Genomic DNA, 23,533 nt, shown 5'->3' on the forward strand with positions numbered 1-23,533 from the left:
CGCAGCCCTCAGGGATGGGACGGGTAGGGGCGGCGGGGGCGAGAGAACGCCTGGTGCTCCCGCCGCCACCCCTGACCGGGCCCTTACCCCCACCTGCCACACTGTCCGGACCCAAACAAGGAGCAACCGCATGTCCATGGTCGGCAGCCTGCGCAAAGTGGCCCGCCTGGCGCGGCGTGGGCGGCGGGTGGACCTCAGTCACCCCGCCCGTTCGCCCCTCGGCTCGACCGTCGTCAACTGCGTGATCTACCGCGACGGCGTACGCCAGGACACCGCCCCGACCGTCGAGGAGTCCGTCGCCCGCGTACGCAAGCACAACCGCGGCTTTGTCTGGCTCGGGCTGCACGAACCCTCCGAGACAGAGTTCTCTCGCGTCGCCGAACTGTTCGGGCTGCACCCCCTCGCCGTCGAGGACGCCGTCCAGGCCCATCAGCGCCCCAAGGTCGAGCGGTACGGCGATGTCCTGTTCGCCGTGTTCAAGACGGTCTGCTACGTCGAGCACGAGGAGCTCACCGCGACCAGCGAGGTCGTCACCACCGGCGAGATCATGGTTTTCGCCGGCCCCGACTTCGTCGTCACCGTCCGCCACGGCCGGCACGGCTCCCTCGGCCCCCTGCGCGAGGACCTGGAGGCCGACCCGGAGCAGCTCGCCCAGGGCCCTGCCGCGGTACTGCACGGCATCGCCGACCATGTCGTCGACGACTACCTGAACGTCACGGACTCCGTCCAGGACGACATCGACCAGGTCGAGTCGCACGTCTTCTCCCCGCAGAGCCCGCGCACCGCCGACGCCGGCCGTATCTACCAGCTCAAGCGCGAACTCCTCGAACTGAAGCGGGCGGTGGTCCCTCTCGCCCGCCCCATCCATGTGCTGGCCACCGAGTCGATGCCCTCCGTCGAGCCGGCGATACAGGCCTACTTCCGTGACGTGGCCGACCATCTGATCCGCGTCACCGAGCAGATCACCGCCTTCGACGCCCTGCTCGACTCGATCCTCCAGGCCCACCTCGCGCAGGTCACCGTCGCCCAGAACGAGGACATGCGGAAGATCACCGCCTGGGCCGCGATCATCGCCGTACCGACGATGGTCTGCGGGATATACGGCATGAACTTCGAGCACATGCCCGAGCTGCACTGGCGCTTCGGTTACCCCCTCGTCCTCGCCGTCATCGCGACCGCCTGCTTCTTCGTCCACCGCGGCTTCAAACGCAACGGCTGGCTGTGAACGCGGTTCGCCGCCCCTCCGTACCTTCTGTCGAGTCGTACGTCCGCCGTACCGCCCGATCCGGAGAGGCCCCGTGTCCCAGCAGCAACCTCAGCGACGGCCGTCCCGCAGGGGCGTCGCGTTCGCCGCGCTCCTGACCGCCGTCGCCCTTCCCCTGGCCACGGCCTGTACGTCGGACGACACCGCGAAGAAGGCGTCCGCTTCGGAGTCGGCGCCGCCCGCTCCCGTCGCCGCCGTGGTCGCGCCGGCCAAGGTCGAGGTGATCGCCGAGCTCACGGGCTGCGAGGTGAAGATCCGCACCGACGCGAAGGAACTGCGCGAGGGCGTCTGCCAGACCGCCGCCGGCGACTACCTGATCACGACGTTCCCGGCGGAGAAGTACAAGCTCACCTGGCTGGACAGCGCATCCATGTACGGCGGCACGTACCTGGTCGGCACCAAGTGGGTCATCAGCGCGGCCCCGAAGGTCCAGCAGACGCTGCGCCAGAAGGTGGGCGGCACGATCGAGGACCTGAGCGTTCACCGAAGCCAGGGACCCGCCAGTCAGGGACCCACCGGCCAGAGCTCCGACTCGGACACCCAAGGCTGAGCCCCGCCGGCTGTCAGGTGCCGATGACGTACCCGCTGATGACGTACGACTGCTCGTCGTCGATCGCGTCCTTGTCCGGGTCCAGGGTGATCCGTACGGGGTGCCCGTCGGGTGCGTACGACGCCTCCGCCGTGTCCGCGCCGTTGTCCCGGGCCTGGCCCAGCTGGTCCAACAGCCGGCCGATGGTGGGGACTTCCTCGGGTGCGCGCTCGACAGCGCCCCGTCCGCTCTCGTCGAGCCCGACCACGTCGGCCACCTTGCCGTCCCGGACCGTCACCCGGAACCTGCCGACGAGGCTGCGCTCGCCCTCGCTCGACGTCAACGTGTAGACGTACGAGGCGGGTTCCTCCCAGTCCTCCGAGAAGGAGGGGAACGAGGGCGACAACGACGGGGACGGCGAGGTCGTGAGCGCGCCGGACGACGAGGCCCCGGAGTCCTCCCCGCAGCCGACGGCCGTGCACACCAGTCCCCCGACCAGTACGACGGCCGACAGCATCCGAATCCAAGCCATGGCGGCCCCCTCCGCAGGCGAACAACTACTGCTAGGACGCGAACCCGCCGTAAAACGTTCACCCGCGGGCCGAACGCTCTCAGGCCGCGTACCCCGGTTCGCCGGCCGTCACCCCGGCGACCTGCGCGAGAAACGCGTCCACGAGGTCGTACGCCCGCTGCCGTGACTCCTCGTGCCGGGCGCGGGTCTCGGCGATCAGCCGGTCCGGGTCCTCGTCGTGCGCGGCGGCCTCCCGCCGGCCGCCGGAGTCGAGCCACCCCAGCAGCGTCTCCTCGTCGAGCTCGGGATGGAACTGCACCCCGAGCGCCCGCCCCGTCCGGAAAGCCTGCGGGCCGACCGCGCTGCGGGCCAGCTCCACCGCACCCGGCGGGACGACGAACCGGTCGAAGTGCCACTGGAACCACGGCCCCGCCGGAATCAGTTCCGGCACGTCCGACTCGACGACCGTCCACCCGATCTCGTGCCGGGGCGCCGCCTCCACGCTCCCCCCGAGGGCGGTGGCGAGCGCCTGCGCCCCGAAGCAGATACCGAGCACGGGCAGCTCGGCGGCGTACGCGGTGCGCAGCAGCTCCAGTTCGCCGTCGATCCAGGGCGCGACCGAGGCCCTGTCGTACACGGACCAGGGTGCCCCGAGCAGCACGATCAGGTCGTAGCCGGCGGGGTCGGGGAAGGTGAACTCCACGGCGGGCGTGTCGTACCGTTCGGCCGGTACGACGGTCAACTCGTCTATCTCATAGCCGAGTTGGGCGATCCGGTCGCCGACGGGACCGGACAGCGAGACATGGTCGTGCCGTATGACGAGGGCGCGCACAGGGTTCTCCAGTTCTGAACGACATGGTGACGGCATGGCCGGGATCGGGGCGATCAGCCCTTCGCTCGGCGCCCGCTGCGGCGCGGGGCGGGTTCGGCGCCGTCCAGCAGTTCCAGCCGGCGCTCCTCGCCACGGGTCTCGACCTGGACCACGATCTTGCGCAGCGCGTCCGCCGTGGCCCGGCATTCCTCGGCGCTCAGCGGCTCGGCGACGAACGCCTCCTCGGCGTTGAAGTCCGGAAAGAGCGTCCGCATCAGTGTCTCGCCCTCGTCCGTGAGCCCGAGCAGCACCCGCCGCCCGTCCGAGGGGTGCTCGATACGCCGGACCAGCCCACGCGACTCCAGCGTGCGGGCCACCCCCGTGAGCGTCCCCTTGGAGATCCCGGCCTCCTCGGCCACGAGCCGCGTCTCGGTCTCCCCCGAGATCCACACGACCCACAGCACGACGAACCCGGTCCACGTCAGATCCACCCCGCGCAACACGGAGTTCTCGACGTGCTGCCGCACGGCGGAGGCGGCCCGGTGGATGTTCGCGACGACGGCCATCTGGTCGTGCCGGATGGGGATGTCCCCCAACTTGGCCTTGACCAGCTGCTCGGTCTCGACAATCGGTCGCTGCGTCACCGGCGAATTCCCCTCCACGGCACCTGGTCGTTCGGCACCAAATTGTACGAAGGCTGCGCCAAGCGCGCCCCATAGGGGCGCGGGGAACTGCGCGACCAGCCACAAACAACCCGCAGGCGCCCCCTCACATCACATGGCAGACGCTCAACCAGAGACCCGCCGCATCACATCCCGGCAGAACCCACCGACCCCACCCGGATCGTCAATAAACTGCGACGGCTTCACACAAAACGTCGTAAACCCCATCTCCATCTGCTCCGGCACCGAATCCAACGCCGCCCCAAGATCCGCACAGGACCGATCGTCAGGGAACACCACCCGCACCCCGCCGATCATCTCCAGCTCGGAGACATCCCGCCCCGCCTCCTTCATCGCCTCCCCGAGAACCCGCATCTCCTCACCCGTGGGCCGCCCCAGCGGATTGAAGGCGTGCCCGTACCGCACCAGCCGTCGCACCATCGCCGCATGCATCCCGGCCCCGCCGAAGCACAGCCGTGGCCCTTCCGTCCGATACGCCTTGGGCTCGAAGTACACGTTCTCGAACCGGTAGTGCTCACCCTCGTGGGACACCGGCGACGCCTGCCACAGCTTCGCCCAGACCTCCAGGTGTTCGTCCAGCAGCCTGCCGCGCCGGGCGAAGGGCACCCCGAGCGCGTCGTACTCGTCCCGGCTCCAGCTGACGTTGGGCAGCACCATCAGCCGCCCCTCGGAGAGCAGGTCGAGCGTGCCCAACTCCCGTGCCAGCAGCAGAGGGTGGCGCAACGGAGCGATCACGGCCGAGGCGGCGAGCCGTACCCGTTCGGTCACCGCGGCGATCGCACTGAGCAGCATCAGGGAGTTGGGCCAGGGCATGTACGGGTCCTGGTTGCCCGGCAGGGCCCAGTCGCGCGGGTTGCCCATGACGCCGTTCACGCCGGCGTCGGGGCCGAGCACGATGTGCTCGCTGATCATCACCGAGTCGAATCCGGCGTCCTCGGCCTCGCGGGCCCAGCGCACCAGCAGCGGCAGGTCCACGCGCCCGCCGGTCATGGTCCAGTTCTCGCTGAGGACCAGTTGCATACGAGGAGTTGCGGTCATGGCCGTACGCACTCCGTTCTTCGTTCATGGTTCTGCGCTCTCGCCAGTGCTCACGGCACCCGGGAACTTTCTGTTTGAGGTCAAACAATAAGTTCACCGGGCCGGTCCGGCAAGAGCGCGGCCCTCACCACGGCCACCCCACTCACGCCCTCATCACGCAGGGGCCCCAACTTTCCCACCCACACTCTTTCTTGAACTTTCACCCCGGTGACACCTGTCAACGATCAGACTGTCCGACGGCACGGCGAAGTTGAACCGGGCACGCCAACACGACCGCTGCCTCACCCCCCACGCACACCCCGCACCCACCCCACGGTCACCAGGAGCACGCAGTGAAGATCACCTCGCGCGTCCGCAGAGCCTCGCTCGTTCTCGGCAGCGCCGTCGCGCTGGTCGTCGCCGTTCCCGGCAGTGCGTTCGCCGCCCCGCCGTCGGCTCTGCCCGCCAACGCGGACACCCTTGAGACGACGTGGCAGCCGGCCTACGACTACGACACCGACGGCTGCTACCCCACGCCGGCCATCGGCCCCGACGGAACCGTCAACGGGGGCCTCAACCCGTCCGGTTCGGTCAGCGGCGAGTGCCACGACACCTCGGACCTCGACAACACCAACGGCTACTCGCGCGAGAAGTGCAACAACGGCTGGTGCGCGATCATGTACGGCCTGTACTTCGAGAAGGACCAGGCGACGGTGGGCGGCCACCGGCACGACTGGGAGCACGTGGTGGTCTGGGTGCAGGACGGCCAGGCCAAGTACGTCGCCACGTCCGCACACGGCGAGTTCTCCGTCGCCGCCGCCAGTGCCGTCCGCTGGGACGGCAACCACCCCAAGATCGTCTACCACAAGGACGGCGTGAGCACCCACACCTTCCGCCTCGCCGGCTCGAACGACGAGCCGCCGGAGAACGCCTACGGCACCTGGCGGTACCCGGCCCTGGTCGGCTGGAACGGCTACCCGGCGGGCCTGCGCGACAAGTTGAGCGCGTACGACTTCGGGAGCGCCAACTTCGGCCTCAAGGACGCCAACTTCGCCGCCCACCTCACCAAGGCCATGCCGGCCGGCATCACGTTCGACCCGAACGCCTGAGGGACGGGGCGCGCGGCAAAGCGTTGTCCGTCGGCACCCGCGCCGTCAGACCGCGTAGGCCTCCTCCGCCACCTCCGCACGTGAGGTGAGGGCGACGCCGAACAGGTAGGCCTGGGCGACCAGGCCTACCTGCAGTCTCGACTCCAGCTGCAACCTGGCGAGTATGCGCGTCACATGGGCCTTGACCGTGCGCTCGGTGACGAGGAGCAGTTCCGATGTCGCCTGGTTCGACAATCCCCGGCCCAGGAGTACGAATACCTCGAATTCACGGTCCGCCCATTCCCTGAGGCGTCTCCGGCGCGTGCGCGGTCGTCGGGGACGCCGTGGACGACATGCGGATGGCCCGCGCCGCCGGGATGCGGGCGCTCGGAGTGTCGTACGGGGTCACCACGGCAGGGCCGTTGACCAGCGCGGAGGCGGATTCGGTGTCCGAATCCGTACTGGCGCCCGGCGGGGCGCTGGGTAGTCTTCGACCTTCTTTCGATCTTCTGCCGCGATCACTCATCGCAGCTGATCCACTGCACCGAGGCAGTATGCGCCACCAGCGCACCGGTGCGGTGACACCCGTGCCGGCACCGATACCGGCACACAACTGGACGACGCGACAAGGCGGTTACGGAGAAATGACGTCACCCACAACACCGGGGCGGGCGGCGCCGAGGAGTCCCATCGGCGGGCTGGTCACGCTGTCCGCGGCCCAGTTCCTCATCGCGCTCGACTTCTCGGTCATCTTCGTGGCTCTGCCCAGCATGGGCGCGGACCTCGATCTGTCCGCCAGCGCCGTCCAGTGGGTGGTCAGCGCCTACTCCGTCTTCTTCGCCGGGTTCCTCGTCGTCGGCGGACGGGCCGCCGACCGGATCGGCGCGCGCAACATGTTCATCGCCGCGCTGCTGCTGTTCGGCGTCGCGTCGCTGGCCGGCGGTATCGCCGGGGACGCCTCGCTGCTGCTGATCGCCCGCGGCGCGCAGGGTGTCGCGGCGGCGGCACTGCAACCCTCGATCCTGGCCCTCGTCAACACCACCTTCGCACCGGGCCGCGAGCGCACCCGAGCCCTCGCCGTCTGGGGCACGGTCGGCGCCAGCGGGCTGGCCGCCGGTGTCGTCCTCGGCGGGCTGCTCACCACGGTGTCCTGGCGCTGGACGTTCTTCGTGAACCTGCCGTTCGCCATCGTCTGCGCGCTGGCCGCGCCGGGTCTACTGCCGGGCAGAAACGATTCTCGTACGTCGTCCCCGCTCAACGTCCTCAGTGCGGTGCTCTGCACGGCGACCGTCCTCGTCTCCGTGCTGGGGCTCACCCTGGCGGCCGACGTCGGCTGGTCCGACCCGCTCACGCTGGGCAGCATCGCCGCGGCCGTCGTCCTCCTCGTGCTCTTCGTCGTCCGCGAGCGCGGCAGCGCCCAGCCGCTGGTGGAACCCGCACTGCGGGGCACCCGTACGCTCCTCGTCGGCTGCGGCGCCTCCGCCCTCTACATGGCGAGCGTGGCGGGCTCCGAGTTCTATCTCGTCACCCTGATGCTCCAGGGGGGCCGCGGCTTCGAACCGCTCGCCGCGGGCATCGCCTTCCTGCCGCTGGCCGTGTGCATCACCCTCGGCAACATCGTCGCGGGCCGCCTGGTCAACACTCTCGGCGTGGGACGCACGCTGCCGCTGGCGTTCGCGATCGGCGCGGTCGGTCTGGTGCTGCTCGCGGTCTCCGTGCACAACCACTCGTACTGGCTGGCCATCCTGCCCGGCCTGATCGTGAGCGGCCTGGGCCACGGCATGATCTACACCTCGATGTTCGTCGGCGGCACGCGGGACGTGGCCGACGAGAACCAGGGCGTCGCCGGCGCCCTGATGACCACCACCCAGTACGCGGGCGGCACCTTCGGCGTGGCGCTCCTGGTCATCGTCCTCGGCACCGATCCGGACGACGGCACGTTCCTCCTCGCGTTCCTGCTGGCGGGGGCGGTCGCCCTGGCCGGCACGGTCTGGTCGTGGCTGGGCTTCCGCGCCCCGGCGGCGCAGGGCGGCGGCGCGGTGAAGGCCCCGGCCGGCGAACCCGTCGCGGCCGGCGAGGAGGGGCGGACGGCATGACGGCGAGTACGACAGTAACTGACGCTGCGTCACCTTCCGTCGTGTCCAGGCGAGTTGGCGGCCCCTGGATCGGCATCCTTGCGGTGCCCTCATTCCCGGGAGCGGCTTCCGCGCCCAGGGTGCGGTCGTCCCCCTGGAGCGTGAGCTGGGGCTCCCGGTGATCACCGCCAACCAGGCGGTCCTGTGGTACGGGCTGAACCTGGCCGCCGCTCCCGACTCACCGCCGGACACGGCCGGTTCCGATCACGGCAGCCTCTTCGGCCTGCGGCTGCCGACGCCGGACGGGTAAGGGGAGCGAGGGGCTACGGGGCGCGGTGGAGGAGAGGGCGGGCCGGGTCCGGGCAGCCGCATGACGCCCGGACGACCAGCGTCGACGGAAAGCGCCGCACTCGTTCCGGCCCGTAGGGCGTCACCGCGTCCGGTGCCGTGTCGAGGGCCATGTCCACCGCCGTGCGGGCCATCGCCTCGCGGTCGGAGGCGACCGTCGTGAGCGGCGGGTCGGTCATCGCCGCCTCCTTGACGTCGTCGAAGCCCGCCACCGCGAGCTCGCCCGGTACGTCGATGCCCAGCTCGCGGGCGGCCCGCAGCAGCCCGATGGCCTGGTCGTCCGTCGAGCAGAACACGGCGGCCGGCCGGTCGGGGCCGGCGAGCAGGCGCAGCGCCACCTCGTAGGTGTCGTACCGGTTGTAGGGGGCGCGGATGAGGAGCCCCTCGGTGGAGTGCCCGGCGTCCGCCATCGCCTTGCGCCAGCCCTCGACATGGTCGGCGACGGGATCGCCGGCCACGGGCGCCGACTCGGGTCCGCCCAGGCAGGCCACGGCCGTGTGACCGTGCTGGAGCAGATGCCGGGTGGCCATCCTGGCGCCCTCGACGTCATCCGTGACCACGGCGAACTTCCGTACGGACGCGGACTGTTCGTGCATGAGCACGACCCTGGCGTCCAGGCCGTCGAGTTCGGCGGCGGCCCGGTCGCCGAGCCCGAGACTGACCAGGATCAGCGCCGACACCCGCATACCCGAAAAGGCGTGCAGGTAATGGATTTCGCGCTCCTCCTGGTAATCGGAGTTGCCGACGAGCATCATTTTTCCCCGGTCGGCGGCGGCGCGTTCCAACGCGTGGGTGATTTCCCCGAAGAACGGCTGGCGGGCGTCCGGAACGATGAGTCCCAGCAGGTCCGTACGGCGGCTGGCCATGGCCTGGGCGACCCGGTCGGGCCGGTACCCGAGTTCCTTGACGGCTTCGAGCACGCGACGGCGTTTCTCCGTGGAAACGGGCCGGGGGCCATTGTTGACGACGTAACTGACCACCGCGCTGGAAGTACCCGCATGTCTGGCGACGTCGTCGCGTGTCACCTTTGTCACCCGGGGAGTCTACGGGCGTCAAATCCCCTGCTGGGAAGGAAGGTTGGCTTTCGGCCAGGCCCCGGCGGCCGGGCTCTCGCCACCGCCCCCGCCCCGCCCCGTTTCGCCTCGTCCCGGCACGGTCGGGCCCGACGTGTTACGCACCGGAAACCTTGACGATCTCTGTGTAGGGTGCCACGATTCCGGCGCCGCGATGTTTACGTAAACATCGCCCTACGCGAGCACGACGGCCGCTCAGCCCCACCTGGGCTCCGCGACGAACTCAGCCGCCGTCCTTCGAAGTTCCTCGTATGCGAAAGGGCAAGTTGATGCGCAACGTCCTCGGCGGCTCCCGCCCCTCCCCCCGGCTGCGCGCCGCCTTCGTGGCGCTCGCGATCGCCGCGACCAGCGGCACGGCGGCCGCCGCGAGCCCCGCCTCCGCCTCCGCTCCCACGTCCGCCCCCGCCTCCGCCTCCGGTGGGCCGACCAGAGACACGACCCAGTTCAAGGGCGTCAACTGGGCCGACCCGCGCGACAACTTCGCCGACGACCTGCTCCAGCTGTCCGGTCTGTCGACCTCCGACACCTACGCCCAGACGTACGCCAAGTCGAGCCGGATCATCTCGGCGTTCCGCGCGAACCTGGGTGCCAACACCGTGCGGCTGCCGATCAACCCGTACACGGTCAACGGCGCCTACTGGAAGTCGTACCGCGGGGTCGTCGACGCGGCGTCGGACAAGGGCTTCAAGGTGATCGTCTCCTACTGGGAGGGCACGGGCGCCCAGAAGGACGGCTTCATCGACGACACCGCCGCCTACTGGCCCATGTGGGACAGGGTCGTCAAGGCCTACAAGAACGACAAGCACGTCTACTTCGAGCCGATGAACGAGCCGCACGGCTACACCGACACCGAGTGGGCCGACATCGCGGCGAAGTGGCTCGCGACCTACAAGTCGGTGGCGCGGGGCCAGGTGTTCGTCAGCGGCGCCGGCTACAACGACCACGTCACGTCCGTGTGCGCCGACCCGCGGCTGAAGGGCACGTACCTCTCGCTGCACCACTACGGCTTCTGGAAGGAGTACGCGACCTACGACCAGTGGGTGGCCGACCTGAAGGTACGCATCGGTGACTGCGCGAACCGGACCGTCGCCGACGAGTTCGGGGCCTTCATGACCACGGGCCTGAACTACAACGTGCCGATGCCCGACAACAACTTCGTCAACTTCATGCAGGCCGTCACCGACACCTTCCGCGAGCTGAAGATGGGTTCCGTCTACTGGCCAGGCCTGCGCACCGGCGACATGTACTCGCTCCAGACCCTGACGGGCCCCACCGACCGCCCCTGGCTGGCCACCACCAACCAGTCGGGCGCCGACCGCCTCGCCTGGGGCTGGGGCCGCGGTAAGCCGGTCAGCCGCTGACACCGGCGCACCACGAAGAGACGCCCATCGGTCCGTGCATCGACCCCTTGGAGAACAATCCCCGCCTGCGCGGGGGTTGTTCTGGTTTGCAGCGAGCACGTCGGCTCCCCGGTCCTTACGGCCCGGGGCGACAGCAGTACACCAGACGCTGGTCCGGGCGTACATTGCGAGTGTCAGCACGCAACCGGGAGTCAGTGAGCGTTTTCAGCGTTGCCGCTCCAGGGTGAGGACTGCCGCGGCGATTGACGACATTCGATTCGGGCTGCATCGGGCTTTGCGGAAGATCCGCCAGGACTTGAGTCGTGCGACGCCGCGCTCGACCGGTGCCCGTGCGGCGGACAGCGCGCGGTTGACGGTCTGCTGGGTTGGTGTGAGGCCGCGGCCGGGCGGGCGTCTGCCGGGCGTCGTTACCCACGGGCCGGCTCCCATGTAGGCGCGGTCGGCGAGGATTGGTATGCCTTGGCGTTCGCAGATCCGGATGATCCGGTGGGTGCGGGCCGCGGTCAGGTCGTGGGTTCGGCCGGGCAGTGAGGGTGAGATCCACAGCAGCCGGCCATCCGGATCTGTCACCAGTTGCACGTTCACGCCATGTCGGCGGTGCTTGGCGGAGTAGTCGGCCCGGCCGTCGCCTACCCGGTCGCACTCAGCGAGCGTGCCGTCGAGCAGAACGTAGTCCGGACCGGTCTCACGCAGCACCTTGAGCAGGCCGGGTGCACGCTCTGCCAGCAGGCTGCGTCCCCGCCGCCGTCGCGGCGCTCGTCGAGATCGGCCGCTACGAAGTGGCCAAACAGACCCCAGCTACAGACACCCCATGCTTTCCGCCCTCCAGGGAGCGCCGACGATGAGCAGCCTCACTCGGGAGATCCTGCACACCGCAGCGTTGCCAACGCCCAGCCTCGGCAGCCTCCAGCCGGAGCAGATCCGGGGCGTGGCCTGCATCTGGTGCGGTAACCCGCTCGACGACAGCACCATCGACCTCGGCCTGAAATCCGGGACGTTCATGGGCATCGTCGGCACATGGTCACCCAAAGCCTGCGCCGAATGCGTACGCGCTGCCGCTCGCCGGACGTACCCCATCCACATCACCGGCCCTGTCCGGTTCCGCTGGACGAAGGATCTCCCCGTCGGCAAGGCCGCGAACACGGAGAACCGCATTACCGGGGCACGGCTCGTCAAGGATGCGCTCGGCTGGCACATCGCCTTCCGTATCCAGACCCTGGAACCCAGGCCCACCCCGCACGCCGGCCCCGAGGTCGGCATCGACGTCGGGGTGAACCTGCCCCTCGCCCTGTCCGACGGCAACCATCAGGACCACGGGCGTGCGCCCCGGCTCCCGGGCGCAACCGCCGACCGCGACAAGTGGTTGAACCCCGACGAGAAAGCCAAGCTCCTCCGCCTGGAACAGCGGGCCGCACACCGCAAGAGCTTCCGCACACCCACCGAGCGCGACTCGAAGCGGCTGCGTTCCACCTACGACCAGATCAAGCAGCTCCGCGCAAGAGCCACGCGCCGCGCTGTTGACTGGCAGCACCAGACCACCACCCGCCTCGCCCGCCAGTACGGCACGGTCGTGGTCGAAGCACTCACCATCACGAACATGGTCACCACCGCCAGGGGCACCACCGAGAAACCCGGGAAGAACGTCGCCCAGAAGTCCGGCCTGAAGCGCTCCATCAGCCAAGAAGCATGGGGCCGCACCGTGACGATGCTGGCGTACAAGACCGCCCGCCAGGGCGGCACCCTGCACAAGGTCCCCGCCCCAAACACCTCCCGGCGCTGCTGCGCCTGCGGGTTCATCACCCCCGGCAGCCGCAAAGACCAGGCCACGTTCGTATGCAAGAACCCGGACTGTGGATGGAAAGGCAACGCCGACCACAACGCCGCCCGCAACGTCCTTCACCTGTACCGGACGGGCCACGCGCTCGTCCCGGCTGCCGGAAGGGCCGTCGCAAGGCGCACCCGTGGCGTCAAACCCACCACCGCAAGGTAGGCAGGAATCTCCCCCGTTCGCAGGGGAGAGAACTTCAAATGAGCTCCCCGGACAACCAGCTCCCCGGGGTGCGCCTCTGTACCTAGGCCCCCTCCGGGGTGAGGCGGATCAGCAGCACCCCGGGAGTACGCGGCAGTGACACCCGCAGTCCGTCCCCGTCCCAGACCGCCGAGCCGGCGGTCCGGGCGGCCGGGTGCAGGATCTCCGTCCGCACCTCCCGGCCCGCCAAGTGCCCTACCGGGAGCCGCAGTTCGGTCTCCCCGTCACGGCGCCAGACCGAGACGTACGACACCCGGTCACCGGCACCACCCCCGGAGTCGGGCACCCGCATCCCCAGGGCCAGCCACTCGTCCGTCCACCCCGGCAAGCCGAGCGGCCAGAACGGCACCGCCTCCGCGAGATCGCCGCGCAGCGACTTGTACGCGGTCACCGCGTCCCGTACGAGGGCGAGTTGGTGGTCCGACATCCGGTTCAGATGGCCGGAGAGATGGATCCGCCCGAGCAGCGCCCCGCCCAGCGTGAAGTTGATCAGGTCGTCGTCGAACTCGGGCTGCGGGTACGCCCACACGGCACCCTGCTCGGGCGGGACCGCCGTCGGCGCGGCGGCGGCGATCGGCGGGAAGCGGAGCGGGTCCTGCTGGTCGCTGGTGGACTGGAGCTGGGTGACGGCCAGGGTGGCGCCGTCCATCCGCATCCCGCCCGAGGCGCAGTTCTCGACGACCAGCCCCGGATGCCGGTCCAGTACGTCGGACAGCCAGTCCAGGTACGCCTGGGCATGGCCGAGCAGCCCGGCCCCCGGCGCGATGTCCCACAACGGCCCCGGGGCGCAGGTGCCCGGATCGACCGCGATGTTGTAGTCGAGCTTGAGATAGCCCACGCCCCAGTCGCCGACGATCCGGTCCACCGCCCGGTCGAGATGCGCCCGGGCGGCCGGGTGCCGCAAGTCGAGCTGGTGGCGCCCCTGTTCGCTGATACGCACCCCGTCCCGCTGGAAGAAGGCCTCCGGCGGAAGCGTGGCCGCGACCGGGCTGCGCACCCCGACGACCTCCGGCTCCAGCCACAGCCCCGGCACCATGCCGCGCTCCCGGATCCGGTCCAGCACGACATGGATGCCGCCGTCGGGGAAGCGGCCCGCCGAGGGCAACCACTCGCCGACGCTGTCCCACCAGCCCTCGGTGTCGTCGTACCAGCCGGAGTCGACGCAGAAGTACTCGGCGCCGGCCTCGGCGGCCGCGTCGATCAGCGGCAGCAGTTTCTGCGTCGTCGGGTCGCCCATCAGCGTGTTCATGTAGTCGTTGAAGACCACGGGCAGCGCCGAGTGGTCCGGGTGCGGACGACGGACGGCGCGGCGGTACGAGGTCAGCGCGCCCAGCGCGTCGTCGAACCCGGAGCCGAGGGCGAGCGCCCCCTGGACGGTGGTGAACTCCGCACCGGGCGTGAGCCGGACCCGCCACTGGTGCTCGGCGTCCGTCGGGCCGTTCAGGGCGAGATACGTGCCGTGCGCCCGTTCGCCCAGGTCCCAGCGCCAGCCGGCCGGGGACTCGATCTGCCACAGCCAGGCCCGGCCGCCGTCCCGCTCCGTCAGCGCCCCCATCGCCAGGTGGCCGTCGGTGGGCCAGCTGCCGCGCCCGGTGAGCGCGAGGGCGGCCCGGCTGTCGTGCTGGTGGGCGCCGACATTGATGTCGGCGACCGTGTCACGCAGCGGCTCGGTGTACCAACGGCACTCCGCGAGCCAGTCGTTGCGGGCCCGGTGCACGTCGAGGGCGTCGGGGGCGGGCAGATTGCCGAGCAGCAGGCTGCTGACGGACTGGACGACCAGAGGTCGCGTGCCGTCGTTGCGGAGCCGGACGCGGGAGCGCAGCACCGGCAGCCCCGTCGGGGTGGAGAGTTCGACGAACGCCGTCAACCCGCTCTCCGCGTCGTGGAGTTCGAGGGTCAGCCACTCCTGGCCGACGCGGCTGCCGGTGCCGGTGCCGATGTCAGTGCCGGTGCCGATGTCAGTGCCGCTGCCGCTGTCAGTGCCGCTGCGGTGGTCCCGGTATCTCAGCCGGGTGCCGAGGGCCGTGCCGGTGAACCGGGGGCCGGACCAGCCACTGCCGTGCCCGAGGGCGGTCAACTCGACGAGGGGCAGGGCGGATTCGACCTCGCCAAGGGTGGTGTCAGGAGATTCCGGGTCGACGGGGCCGGGGTCGCCGGGGCGCGTGAGCCGGACCATCCGCAGGGTGCCGTCGGCGGCGGTCGCGAACTCGGCCGTCAGCGCCGAATGACCCCAGGTGAGCAGCGGTTGCGGAAGGTCGGGGCCGTTCGTCGATGTGTCCACCGTGCTGGTCAAGGTGCTTCCCCTCCTGAGCCCTCCCTGCCCGTACGCCTGGCGGTACGTCATGCCCGTACGCCCTGCCTGTGCGCCGGAGGCGGCTCGCGTCAGTCGCGTGAATCCATCGTTACGTTCTCTTGACGACTCCTGTGTGACCGGTCACAATCCTGGCATGAATGTGACCGGTCACACAAGGCGCCCGGCGAGCATCAGGGACGTCGCGACCGCAGCCGGGGTCTCGTACCAGACGGTCTCCCGGGTGATCAACGGCCATCCCAGCGTCAAGCCGTCCACCCGGGAGCGGGTGCTCGGGGCCATCGACGAGCTGGGCTTCCGCCGCAACGCCACCGCCCTCGCCCTGGCCAGCGGACGCAGCAGAGCCGTGACCGTGCTCACCGCCAACACCACCCACTACGGCTACGCCTCGATCCTCCAGGGCATCGAGGAGGCCGCCCGCGCCGCGTCCTACGCGGTCGGCATCGGCGTCCTCGAATCGGAGGACGAGACCGCCGTCGCCGCCGAGGTGCGCCGCGCACAGGACGCGAGCGGCGGACTGATCGTGATCGCCTACGATCCGGCCGGCGTACGGGCCCTGGCCGCCGTACCCCCCGAACTCCCGGTCGTGGGCGTGGTCGAGACCCCGGCGAGCCGGCCCGGCGGCGACCGCCCCTGGGTGTGGACCGACGACCGCGAGGCCGCCTACCAGGCCACCCGCCATCTGCTCTCCCTCGGCCACCGGACCGTGCACTACGTCGCCATCCCGTCCAGCACCCGGCGCACCAGCGCCGCCCGCACCACGGGCTGGCGGCAGGCGCTCCGGGACGCCGGAGCGCCGGAACCCCGTCCCGTACAGGGCAGTTGGGGTCCGGCCGGCGGCCACGCGGCTGGCCTGAAACTGGCGAAAGACCCGGCCGTCACCGCGATCCTGTGCGGCAACGACGACCTCGCACTCGGGGTGCTGCGCGCCCTGCACGAGTCCGGCCGCTCCGTCCCCGGCGAGGTCAGCGTCGCCGGGTTCGACGACGCCCCGCACTCCGCCTTCCTCACCCCGTCCCTGACGACCGTACGCCTGGACTTCACCGGCCTGGGCCGGGCCGCGTTCGCCCTGCTGCACGGCGTGCTGGAGGAGTCCGCGCCGATCGCCCCGCACCCCGTCTCCGTACCGGAGCTGGTGGTCCGGGAGAGCTCGGGGCCACCGGCCGCCGGTGACTGAACACCCCCGCCGGTGGCCCAACACCCGCCACCAACACCGCTGTTCCGAGTCCTGCCTGAGTCCTGCTTCCTGAACCGCCCGTTCATGAAAGGCACGTGATGAAGAGAAGAGCTCTCCCCGCCCTGGCGCTGATATGCGCCGTAGGCCTGGCCGCGACCGCGTGCAGCGACCCCACCGCCGGTGACTCCGGCGGCTCCGGCACGGACGCGAAACAGACGGCCGTCGACCCTAACGCCCGCCTGGACGGCGTACAACTCACCATGTGGACCGCGCAGAACACGGTCAACGCGCCCAAGCAGGTCATCGACGCCTTCGAGAAGGCCACCGGCGCCACGGTGGAGACCCAGCCCATCCCGGACCTGTACGAGCAGAACGTCCCGACCAAGCTCGCCTCCGGAGACCGGCCGGACCTGATGTTCTGGCAGCCGTCCATCTCCACGCTGCCCTTCATCCAGCCGCAGCAGAACCTTCTCCCCCTCGACTCGGAGGACTGGGTGTCGAAACTCGGCGACACCGAGAAGACGCTCGGCGTCATCGACGGCAAGCGGTACGCGGCGATCGTCACCAGCCCCGCCATGCTCGGCGTCTACTACAACAAGGACGTCTTCAAGCAGGCCGGCCTGAGCGAGGCCAACTTCCCCAAGTCCTACGACGAGTTGCTGGCCCTCGGCCACACCGTCACCGACAGGACCGACGCGGCCGCCTTCTACGAGGCCGGCGGCGACAAGTGGCCCATGCAGTGGCAGATGCAGGTCCAGCTCACCGACCTCGACGACCAGTGGTGGGCCGACCTGAATCAGAACAAGAAGAAGTGGACCGACCGGGTCGTCGTCGGCGCGATCAAGAAGTACAAGGAGAAGCTGCTCGACGCCGGGCTCGCCCAGAAGAACTACAAGACGGGCACCTTCACCGGACAGGCCGACGCCCTGTGGAAGGGCGAGGCAGGCATGGTCCTCAACGTCACCTCCTTCCAGAGCCAGTTGCAGGCCAAGTACTCCACCGCCGACATCGACAAGAAGATCGGCTGGTTCCCGATCGCCAACTCCTCAGCCACCGGCCTGTATTCGCCCGACCAGACCAACGGCGTCGTCGCCTTCAAGACCGGTGACGAGAAGCGGCAGAACGCGGCGCGGCAGTTCCTCGCCTTCTGGCTCGGCCCCGACTACGCCGACTACATCAAGACGATGAAGATCCCGTCCGTGCAGCCGTCCGTACCGACCCCCGACGGCCTCCCCCAGGCATCGACAGCCCAGGTCGCGGCCCTGCCCACAGCCATCGGGGTGTTCCAGGCCAAGGCGATCGTCGCCCCCGACACCCACCTCTACCTCGCCGACATGATCTACGGCAAGAAGAACCCGCAGCAGGTCGCCCAGGCGATCCAGGACCAGTTCGCGCAGGTGGCCAAGGCCCAGGCCGCGCCCGGCTTCTAGCGGACCGGAGGGCGGGGAGTTCCGATGGCCGACACAGCCATACACACGCGCAAGCGCAAGGACAAACACAAGAACAGGCACAACTCGGCACCTACGAGAGGCGGTTCACAGCGGGTGGGGCGACTGCCGCGCGCCGCCGTGCATCACCCCTGGTGGTTCGCGCTCCCCGCGATCGCCGTCTTCGCGGGTTTCTTCCTGGTGCCCAACCTGCTCAACTTCTACTACCCGTTCACCAACTGGTCCTCGTACCACGCGGACATCGGCTTCACCGGCCTCGACAACTTCCGCACCATCGCCGACGACGGCACCCTGCTCCGCGCGATCCGCACAACCCTGCTGTACGCGTTGCTCGCCGCCCTCTTCCAGAACGGCTTCGGCCTCGTCCTCGCGCTGCTGCTGGAGGCCGACACCCGCTTCAACCGGTTCTTCCGCGCCGTCTTCTTCCTCCCGGTGCTCATCTCGGCGCTCGCCACCGGTTACGTCTTCCAGGCACTCCTCGACCAGGACGGCGCCGTCAACTCCGTGCTGGGTACGGACATTCCGTGGCTGGGGTCGACGACGTGGACGCTGGTCCTGGTCACCGTCATCCACGGCTGGAAGTGGATGGGCCTGTCGATGCTGATCTATCTGGCGGGACTGAAGGGCATCCCCGGCGAGATGCTGGAGGCCGCGAAGTGCGACGGCGCGGGGCCGTGGCGGACCTTCTGGTCGGTGCGCTGGCCGATGCTCGCGCCGGCCGTCACCTTCAACGTCACCACGGCGCTGATCGGTTCGATGAACACCTTCGACATCGTGCAGGCCACGACGGGCGGCGGGCCCGCGGCCTCCACGGAGGTCTTCAACATCTACATGTTCCGCATCTTCGGCCAGGGCCTGTACGCCCAGGCCTCCGCGATGAGCCTCGTCCTCTTCCTGGTCGTGGTCGCCGTCGCGATCCCCCTCGTCGTCGGACTGCGCCGAAGGGAGCAGCTGCTGTGAGCAGTTCTGTAAAAAGTTCTGCGGGTGCCGCCCCCGTCAACTCGGCCTGGCGGTACGGCCGTCCGGCGCTCGTCCTGCTGCTCGCCGGGCTCGCCGTCGGCGTACCGCTGTGGCTGGTCGTCGTCACCTCCGCCAAGCCGCAGGCGGAGGTCATCAGGCCGAACCTGGACCTGCCGCAGCGGTGGCAGCCGGGCAGCAACTACGAAGACGCCCTCAGCCAGGGCGAGATGCTGCGCGGCTTCGTCAACTCCCTGCTCGTCGTGCTTCCTTCGGTGCTGCTCGTACTGATCCTGGGAGCGAGCGCCGCATGGGTCTTCGCCCGCCGGAAGTCGAAACTGGTCTCGGCTGCGTATGCGCTCTGCATCAGCGGACTGCTGCTGCCGCCCGCCGTCATCACCATCGTCATGGAGCTGCGGCAGCTGGGACTCGCGGGCACCCGGCCCGGAATGATCGCCGTCTACACCGGGATGTACCTCTCCACGTCGATCTTCTTCATGACGGGCTTCATCCGCGCCATCCCCGTCGAGCTGGAGGAGGCGGCCCGGATGGACGGCGCGAAGCCGTCCCGCATCTTCCTGCGGATCATCCTTCCGCTGCTCAGGCCGGTGATCGCCACCGCGACGATCATGGTGATGCTCTACGCCTGGAGCGACATCTTCTACGCCTTCTTCGTCCTCGGCGGCGGAGAAAAGGCCACTCTCCCACTCAACCTCTACAAGGTCGCGAGCGCCGAGCTCTACCTCAACAACTGGCATCTCGTCTTCGCGTACGTCGTGGTGATGAGCCTGCCCATGGTCGCCGTGTTCCTGGTGGCCCAGCGAAAGATCGTGTCCGGAATCACCAGTGGAGCCGTCAAATGACTGGAGGCCCAGCAGCGTGAACACCCCCACCCGCACGAGCACGAGCACGAGCACAAGCACAAGCACGCAAACGAGATCCCGCACCCGATCCCGTACCAGAACCGCCTTTGTCACAGCCGTACTTGGAGTCACCGCCATGGCAGGCACCCTCCCCGCAGCAGGCCCCGCGGCAGCAGCCGCCGACCCGCAGCGACTCACCGTCGACCTCGCCGCCTCCGAGGGCCCGGTGATGCGCGGCGCCAACGGCGCGCTGTACGGGCTCAGCGACGACGGGGTGCCCAGCGACGCCGCACTCGCACCCCTGAAGATCACCAGCATCTCGCAGAAGCCGGAGGGCGGCGCCCAGCACCCCAACGGCGACGCGCTGTCCGTGGCCACGTCGTTCTTCCGCAACGGCGGCGGCGAGATCAACGTGATGATGCAGGACATCTACTCCAAGTGGCCGTACGAGGACCTCGGCATCGACGACTACCTCCCCAAGGTCGACAAGATCGCCAAGGAGGTGTCGGCGGACCCGAACAGCGACCGCTTCGTCTACATCCCGTTCAACGAGCCCGACCAGATCTGGTACAACATCGGCGTCGCCGACCAGGCGAAGTACGAGGTCAACCGCGACCGGTTCTTCAAGGACTGGAAAACGGTGTACCACCGCATCCGCGCGATCGACCCCGACGCGAGGATCGCCGGCCCCAACGAGACGGGCTACCACACCCGCCTGATGAAGGACTTCCTCGCCTTCGCCAAGCGCGAGAACGTCCTGCCGCAGGTGCTGACCTGGCACGAGTTGAGCTCCGGCTCGCTGCGTGACTTTCAGGCGCACTACGACAACTACCGTTCGATCGAGCGCGAGTTGGGCATAGCGCCACTCAAAATCAACATCGACGAGTACGCCAACCGCCGCGACCTGTCCGTGCCCGGGCAGCTCGTGCAGTGGGTCTCGATGTTCGAGCGGAACAAGGTGTACGCCAACCAGGCCTACTGGGACGCCGCCGGCAACATGGACGGCAACGTCGTCCGGTCCAACATCCCCAACGGCTCCTGGTGGTTCTTCCGTTGGTACGCGGGCCTCACCGGCGACACCGTCAAGGTGACCCCGCCGCAGGCCAACACCATCGACACCCTCCAGGGCCTCGCCTCCCTCGACACCTCACGCCGCCAGGCCCAGGTCCTGCTCGGCGGCTCCGCCGCCGACTCCGACGTCGTGGTCCAGAACGTCCCCCGGTCCGTCTTCGGCCGCACGGTCACCGCGACCGTCGCCGAGGCCGCCTGGTCCGGCTACGAGGGCCAGCACGCGACGCCGCGCGTCCTCACCCGTACGACGGTCAAGGTGACCGCCGACGGCACGGTGACCGTCCCGCTGCGCGGCCTGCACAAGATGTCGGCGTACCGGATCGTCCTCTCCCCCGGCGGCTCGGGCACCCCGTCCGCAGCGTCCGTCCCCTGGTCGGCTTCGTACGAGGCGGAGGACGCGGCCATCACCGGCGGCCAGGTCTACACACAGGGCACGGTGAACAACGCCAACGGCTACGCGGCGTCCGGGACGAAGGACGTCGGTTCGCTCAACACGGCCAGCAGCAAGGTCGACTTCACGGTGACGTTGCCCACGGCAGGGACGTACGACCTGGCGATCCTCTACGGCAACCAGTCGGGCGCCCCCTCCACCCAGCAACTCTCGGTCGACGGCGGCACCCCGGTCACGGTCACCTACCCCTCCACGGAGAACTGGACCTACCGCGCCAAGAAGGACGTCACGGTCGAACTCCCCGCCGGAACGCACCTGTTGACCCTGTCCAAGGGCGACGCCGAGGTCACCCTGGACCGCATCGACCTGACCGCCCGCACCTCCGCGACGCCCTCCACCTCGTACGAGGCCACCCTGGCGGACATCAGCGGCCGACCGTCCTACGACTACTCCTCGTCCGCCGGCACGGGCACGGGCGCCCTCGTCCTGCGCCCGGGTGATGAGGCCGTCTTCGACGTCTACGCCCCGCGCGACGGCTACTTCACGGTGCTGCCGCGAACCACGGCGCCGGTTCAACTCGCCCTGCACGGTGAGACGGTGACGGCGTTCCCCGGCCGCCCCCTGCGCCTGTACCTGGTCGCGGGCAACAACCGCGTCGCGACGACAGCCAAGCACGCGGCCATCCGCACCCTGGACGTCTCCGGAAACGGCTCGACCACCGGCACACTGTCCTACGAGGCCGCCCAGGCCACCCTCACGGGCGGCGCCCAACTCATCGACTCCGCCCACGCGTCGGCCGGCTCCTACATCGGCCGACTCGGTAACAGCACAGCCAGCACAGCCGAGTTCACGGTGACCGCCCCCAGGTCCGGCCGCCATCTCCTGGTCGTCCACTACGCACACAACGACCGCCGAGACAACGGCCACGCCTACAACACGGACATCATGTCCCGTACGGCGGACATCACGGTGGGCACCGGCGCACCCCAGAAGGTCACCTTCAAGAACACCTGGAGCGTGGACGACTACTGGACGGTCGGCGTCCCCGTCGACCTGAAGAAGGGCAGCAACACGGTGACGTTCGGCAACGCGAGCGCGTGGGCCCCGAACATCGACCGCATCGAACTGGGCCGGGTCATCGGCTAGTTCGCTCCCCCATTCCGCTGAACGCGCCCTGCCCCGGGCCGGATCCCCGTCGGGATACCGCCCGGGGCAGGGCGCGTTCAGTGGCCGGGCATAGGTCGGACCGTGAGGATCTGCTGGGCGTGCCCGACCGGCCCGCTGACGTCGTGCAGGACGGTGCTGGTGAGGCCCTGGCCGGTGGGGCCGAAGGTGACGGTGGTGTCCAGGCCGGTCCAGTGGCCCTCGGGTTGGCGGTGGAGGTGGACGCTCAGGTCGACGTTGGGGAACATCCAGGCGGTGGGCGGCTGTCGTACGGCGATGCCGTTGGCGGCGTCCACGAGGGCGACGTAGGACGCGAGGGGACTGACGGGCTCGCCGGCGACAAGGGCGTGGCGGGTGGAGACCCAGGCGGCCGCTCGGCCCGGCCGGGGTGGTCCGACCAGACGGGCGTCCAGCGAGGCGATGAACCCGCCGGGCCACGTCGGCGTCATCGACCACGGGGAGAGCGCCTCGGGAGGGGTGAGCCGGTCGTCGGGGCCCCCGGCGACGGCGGAGGTGTCGAGGGCGGCGAGGAGCCAGGCACGGGCCCTGACCACCGGGCGCCCGGCTATGAGCACCACGGCTTCGATCAGCTCGATGGTGCGGCCGGGGCGGATGGTCTCCACCCGTATCTCGCACTCGTCGAGGGCGAGCCGGCCCAGGATGTCGTAGCTGAGACGGGCCAGCAGCAGGTCGGTGCCCGGCCGCCCGGCCAGCTGACGGTCGATGGCATGGACGACGAGGCCACCGAGCGGGCTGAAGTGCTGTTCGTCGGGGTCCCAGGCCCCGCCCGCGTGGACCGTCGGCTTGTAGCGGTGTTCGTCGATGCGCTCGTAGTAGCTGCCGGGGGCGGGGGTGCCGGTGTTCAACGGACGTCTCTCCTCGGGCTGTTCGCCGGGCCGGCTGCTCAGAGGGTGCTGAGCGCCACGCTCAGGATAGGTACGAGGTGCTGGGCACCGGCGGTCTCCGTGGGCGTCCGTGTCGGTGAAGTTGATCCGGCCGTCGGCCAGTTCCTCGGACGCGTAGGCCCGATTTCCCTCTAAAAAGACCCCAGGTACTGGTGTCGCTCGTCACCGGGAACCTCATGAACGCCACCGTCACGGACCTGCCACTCAACCAGCCCTTCGAGCTCGTGCGTGACCATGAAGAGGCCCTGCACAGCGGAGTCGTCCTCATCCGAAGGCGGCAGAGCAGCGATTTTCACCAACTGGTCGCGAAGCCAGGGCACATCCCCTTCTTGAATGTCGCCCCCATAGAACACGTAGGAGGTCCAGTTGAATGGGGCGCCGGGGAAGGCCCATCCTCCAGAATAGTGCTCATCGGAATTCTTCGCGATGATCTCCTTCACCATCAACAGCTGGTATC

General features: G+C 69.4%; 20 protein-coding genes and 3 pseudogenes. 13 read left to right on the top strand and 10 right to left on the bottom strand.

Annotated elements, in window-relative coordinates; all coding sequences use genetic code 11:
* Positions 1 to 130 precede the first annotated feature (130 nt).
* Positions 131 to 1,225 (top strand): magnesium and cobalt transport protein CorA, encoded by a 1,095-nt coding sequence (locus ACH4TV_RS03585; RefSeq protein ID WP_398393803.1) that lies wholly within the window; start codon positions 131 to 133, stop codon positions 1,223 to 1,225.
* Positions 1,226 to 1,298: 73 nt separating this feature from the next.
* Complete coding sequence (locus ACH4TV_RS03590) at positions 1,299 to 1,814, top strand: hypothetical protein (RefSeq protein ID WP_398393805.1); 516 nt, start codon at positions 1,299 to 1,301, stop codon at positions 1,812 to 1,814.
* Positions 1,815 to 1,827: 13 nt separating this feature from the next.
* On the opposite strand, the gene ACH4TV_RS03595 is transcribed toward ACH4TV_RS03590, so the two are convergent.
* The 4 genes from ACH4TV_RS03595 to ACH4TV_RS03610 form a co-directional block, all read right to left on the bottom strand.
* Positions 1,828 to 2,325 carry a DUF6174 domain-containing protein gene (locus tag ACH4TV_RS03595; RefSeq protein ID WP_398393806.1) on the bottom strand — a complete coding sequence of 166 codons (498 nt, stop codon included), beginning with the start codon at positions 2,323 to 2,325 and terminating at the stop codon, positions 1,828 to 1,830.
* Positions 2,326 to 2,404: 79 nt separating this feature from the next.
* Positions 2,405 to 3,136 (bottom strand): type 1 glutamine amidotransferase, encoded by a 732-nt coding sequence (locus tag ACH4TV_RS03600; RefSeq protein WP_398393808.1) that lies wholly within the window; start codon positions 3,134 to 3,136, stop codon positions 2,405 to 2,407.
* A 53-nt stretch (positions 3,137 to 3,189) separates the two neighbouring features.
* Positions 3,190 to 3,759, bottom strand: coding sequence for a MarR family winged helix-turn-helix transcriptional regulator (locus tag ACH4TV_RS03605; RefSeq protein WP_398393810.1), 570 nt, complete (start codon positions 3,757 to 3,759; stop codon positions 3,190 to 3,192).
* 144 nt (positions 3,760 to 3,903) lie between these two features.
* Positions 3,904 to 4,836 (bottom strand): TIGR03619 family F420-dependent LLM class oxidoreductase, encoded by a 933-nt coding sequence (locus ACH4TV_RS03610; protein ID WP_398393812.1) that lies wholly within the window; start codon positions 4,834 to 4,836, stop codon positions 3,904 to 3,906.
* A 332-nt stretch (positions 4,837 to 5,168) separates the two neighbouring features.
* On the opposite strand from ACH4TV_RS03610, the gene ACH4TV_RS03615 reads away from it, so the two are divergent.
* On the top strand, positions 5,169 to 5,924 hold the full coding sequence (locus ACH4TV_RS03615) for an NPP1 family protein (protein ID WP_398393814.1): 756 nt from the start codon (positions 5,169 to 5,171) through the stop codon (positions 5,922 to 5,924).
* Between the two features lie 45 nt (positions 5,925 to 5,969).
* Here the strand turns inward: ACH4TV_RS03615 and ACH4TV_RS03620 are convergent.
* A pseudogene (locus ACH4TV_RS03620) lies at positions 5,970 to 6,185 on the bottom strand (helix-turn-helix transcriptional regulator); the annotation flags it as partial.
* 47 nt (positions 6,186 to 6,232) lie between these two features.
* Here ACH4TV_RS03620 and ACH4TV_RS03625 point away from each other — a divergent pair.
* From ACH4TV_RS03625 to ACH4TV_RS03635, 3 genes and pseudogenes are all read left to right on the top strand, one after another.
* Positions 6,233 to 6,349, top strand: a pseudogene (locus tag ACH4TV_RS03625) (HAD family hydrolase); the annotation flags it as partial.
* Between the two features lie 198 nt (positions 6,350 to 6,547).
* Entirely contained in the window at positions 6,548 to 7,999 is a 1,452-nt protein-coding gene (locus ACH4TV_RS03630; protein ID WP_398393816.1) for an MFS transporter, read from the top strand.
* A 157-nt stretch (positions 8,000 to 8,156) separates the two neighbouring features.
* Complete coding sequence (locus ACH4TV_RS03635) at positions 8,157 to 8,288, top strand: hypothetical protein (protein ID WP_398393818.1); 132 nt, start codon at positions 8,157 to 8,159, stop codon at positions 8,286 to 8,288.
* Positions 8,289 to 8,301: 13 nt separating this feature from the next.
* Here ACH4TV_RS03635 and ACH4TV_RS03640 read toward each other — a convergent pair whose 3' ends face one another.
* Positions 8,302 to 9,360 (bottom strand): LacI family DNA-binding transcriptional regulator, encoded by a 1,059-nt coding sequence (locus tag ACH4TV_RS03640; protein WP_398393820.1) that lies wholly within the window; start codon positions 9,358 to 9,360, stop codon positions 8,302 to 8,304.
* 290 nt (positions 9,361 to 9,650) lie between these two features.
* Here ACH4TV_RS03640 and ACH4TV_RS03645 point away from each other — a divergent pair, with 290 nt between their 5' ends.
* Positions 9,651 to 10,760, top strand: coding sequence for a glycoside hydrolase family 5 protein (locus ACH4TV_RS03645; RefSeq protein ID WP_398393822.1), 1,110 nt, complete (start codon positions 9,651 to 9,653; stop codon positions 10,758 to 10,760).
* A 204-nt stretch (positions 10,761 to 10,964) separates the two neighbouring features.
* On the opposite strand, the pseudogene ACH4TV_RS03650 reads toward ACH4TV_RS03645, so the two are convergent.
* Positions 10,965 to 11,489: pseudogene (locus tag ACH4TV_RS03650) on the bottom strand (transposase family protein); the annotation flags it as partial.
* Between the two features lie 112 nt (positions 11,490 to 11,601).
* On the opposite strand from ACH4TV_RS03650, the gene ACH4TV_RS03655 reads away from it, so the two are divergent.
* On the top strand, positions 11,602 to 12,750 hold the full coding sequence (locus tag ACH4TV_RS03655; protein WP_398393824.1) for an RNA-guided endonuclease InsQ/TnpB family protein: 1,149 nt from the start codon (positions 11,602 to 11,604) through the stop codon (positions 12,748 to 12,750).
* 82 nt (positions 12,751 to 12,832) lie between these two features.
* Here ACH4TV_RS03655 and ACH4TV_RS03660 read toward each other — a convergent pair whose 3' ends face one another.
* Positions 12,833 to 15,082 (bottom strand): alpha-galactosidase, encoded by a 2,250-nt coding sequence (locus ACH4TV_RS03660; RefSeq protein ID WP_398393826.1) that lies wholly within the window; start codon positions 15,080 to 15,082, stop codon positions 12,833 to 12,835.
* A gap of 154 nt (positions 15,083 to 15,236) precedes the next feature.
* On the opposite strand from ACH4TV_RS03660, the gene ACH4TV_RS03665 reads away from it, so the two are divergent.
* From ACH4TV_RS03665 to ACH4TV_RS03685, 5 genes are all read left to right on the top strand, one after another.
* Positions 15,237 to 16,277 (top strand): LacI family DNA-binding transcriptional regulator, encoded by a 1,041-nt coding sequence (locus ACH4TV_RS03665; protein WP_398393828.1) that lies wholly within the window; start codon positions 15,237 to 15,239, stop codon positions 16,275 to 16,277.
* A 98-nt stretch (positions 16,278 to 16,375) separates the two neighbouring features.
* Entirely contained in the window at positions 16,376 to 17,707 is a 1,332-nt protein-coding gene (locus ACH4TV_RS03670) for an ABC transporter substrate-binding protein (RefSeq protein ID WP_398395335.1), read from the top strand.
* Between the two features lie 24 nt (positions 17,708 to 17,731).
* Positions 17,732 to 18,685, top strand: a complete 954-nt coding sequence (locus tag ACH4TV_RS03675) for a carbohydrate ABC transporter permease (protein WP_398393830.1) — start codon at positions 17,732 to 17,734, stop codon at positions 18,683 to 18,685.
* Entirely contained in the window at positions 18,682 to 19,545 is an 864-nt protein-coding gene (locus ACH4TV_RS03680; protein ID WP_398393832.1) for a carbohydrate ABC transporter permease, read from the top strand. The genes ACH4TV_RS03675 and ACH4TV_RS03680 overlap by 4 nt, the downstream gene beginning before the upstream one ends.
* Positions 19,546 to 19,681: 136 nt before the next feature.
* On the top strand, positions 19,682 to 22,153 hold the full coding sequence (locus tag ACH4TV_RS03685; RefSeq protein WP_398393834.1) for a CBM35 domain-containing protein: 2,472 nt from the start codon (positions 19,682 to 19,684) through the stop codon (positions 22,151 to 22,153).
* A 77-nt stretch (positions 22,154 to 22,230) separates the two neighbouring features.
* Here ACH4TV_RS03685 and ACH4TV_RS03690 read toward each other — a convergent pair whose 3' ends face one another.
* Both ACH4TV_RS03690 and ACH4TV_RS03695 read right to left on the bottom strand, forming a co-directional pair.
* Positions 22,231 to 23,037 (bottom strand): thioesterase family protein, encoded by an 807-nt coding sequence (locus ACH4TV_RS03690; protein WP_398393836.1) that lies wholly within the window; start codon positions 23,035 to 23,037, stop codon positions 22,231 to 22,233.
* A 170-nt stretch (positions 23,038 to 23,207) separates the two neighbouring features.
* Complete coding sequence (locus ACH4TV_RS03695) at positions 23,208 to 23,519, bottom strand: hypothetical protein (RefSeq protein ID WP_398393838.1); 312 nt, start codon at positions 23,517 to 23,519, stop codon at positions 23,208 to 23,210.
* Positions 23,520 to 23,533: the final 14 nt, after the last annotated feature.

This window comes from Streptomyces sp. NPDC020898 (genome assembly GCF_044333925.1).
Classification (GTDB): domain Bacteria; phylum Actinomycetota; class Actinomycetes; order Streptomycetales; family Streptomycetaceae; genus Streptomyces.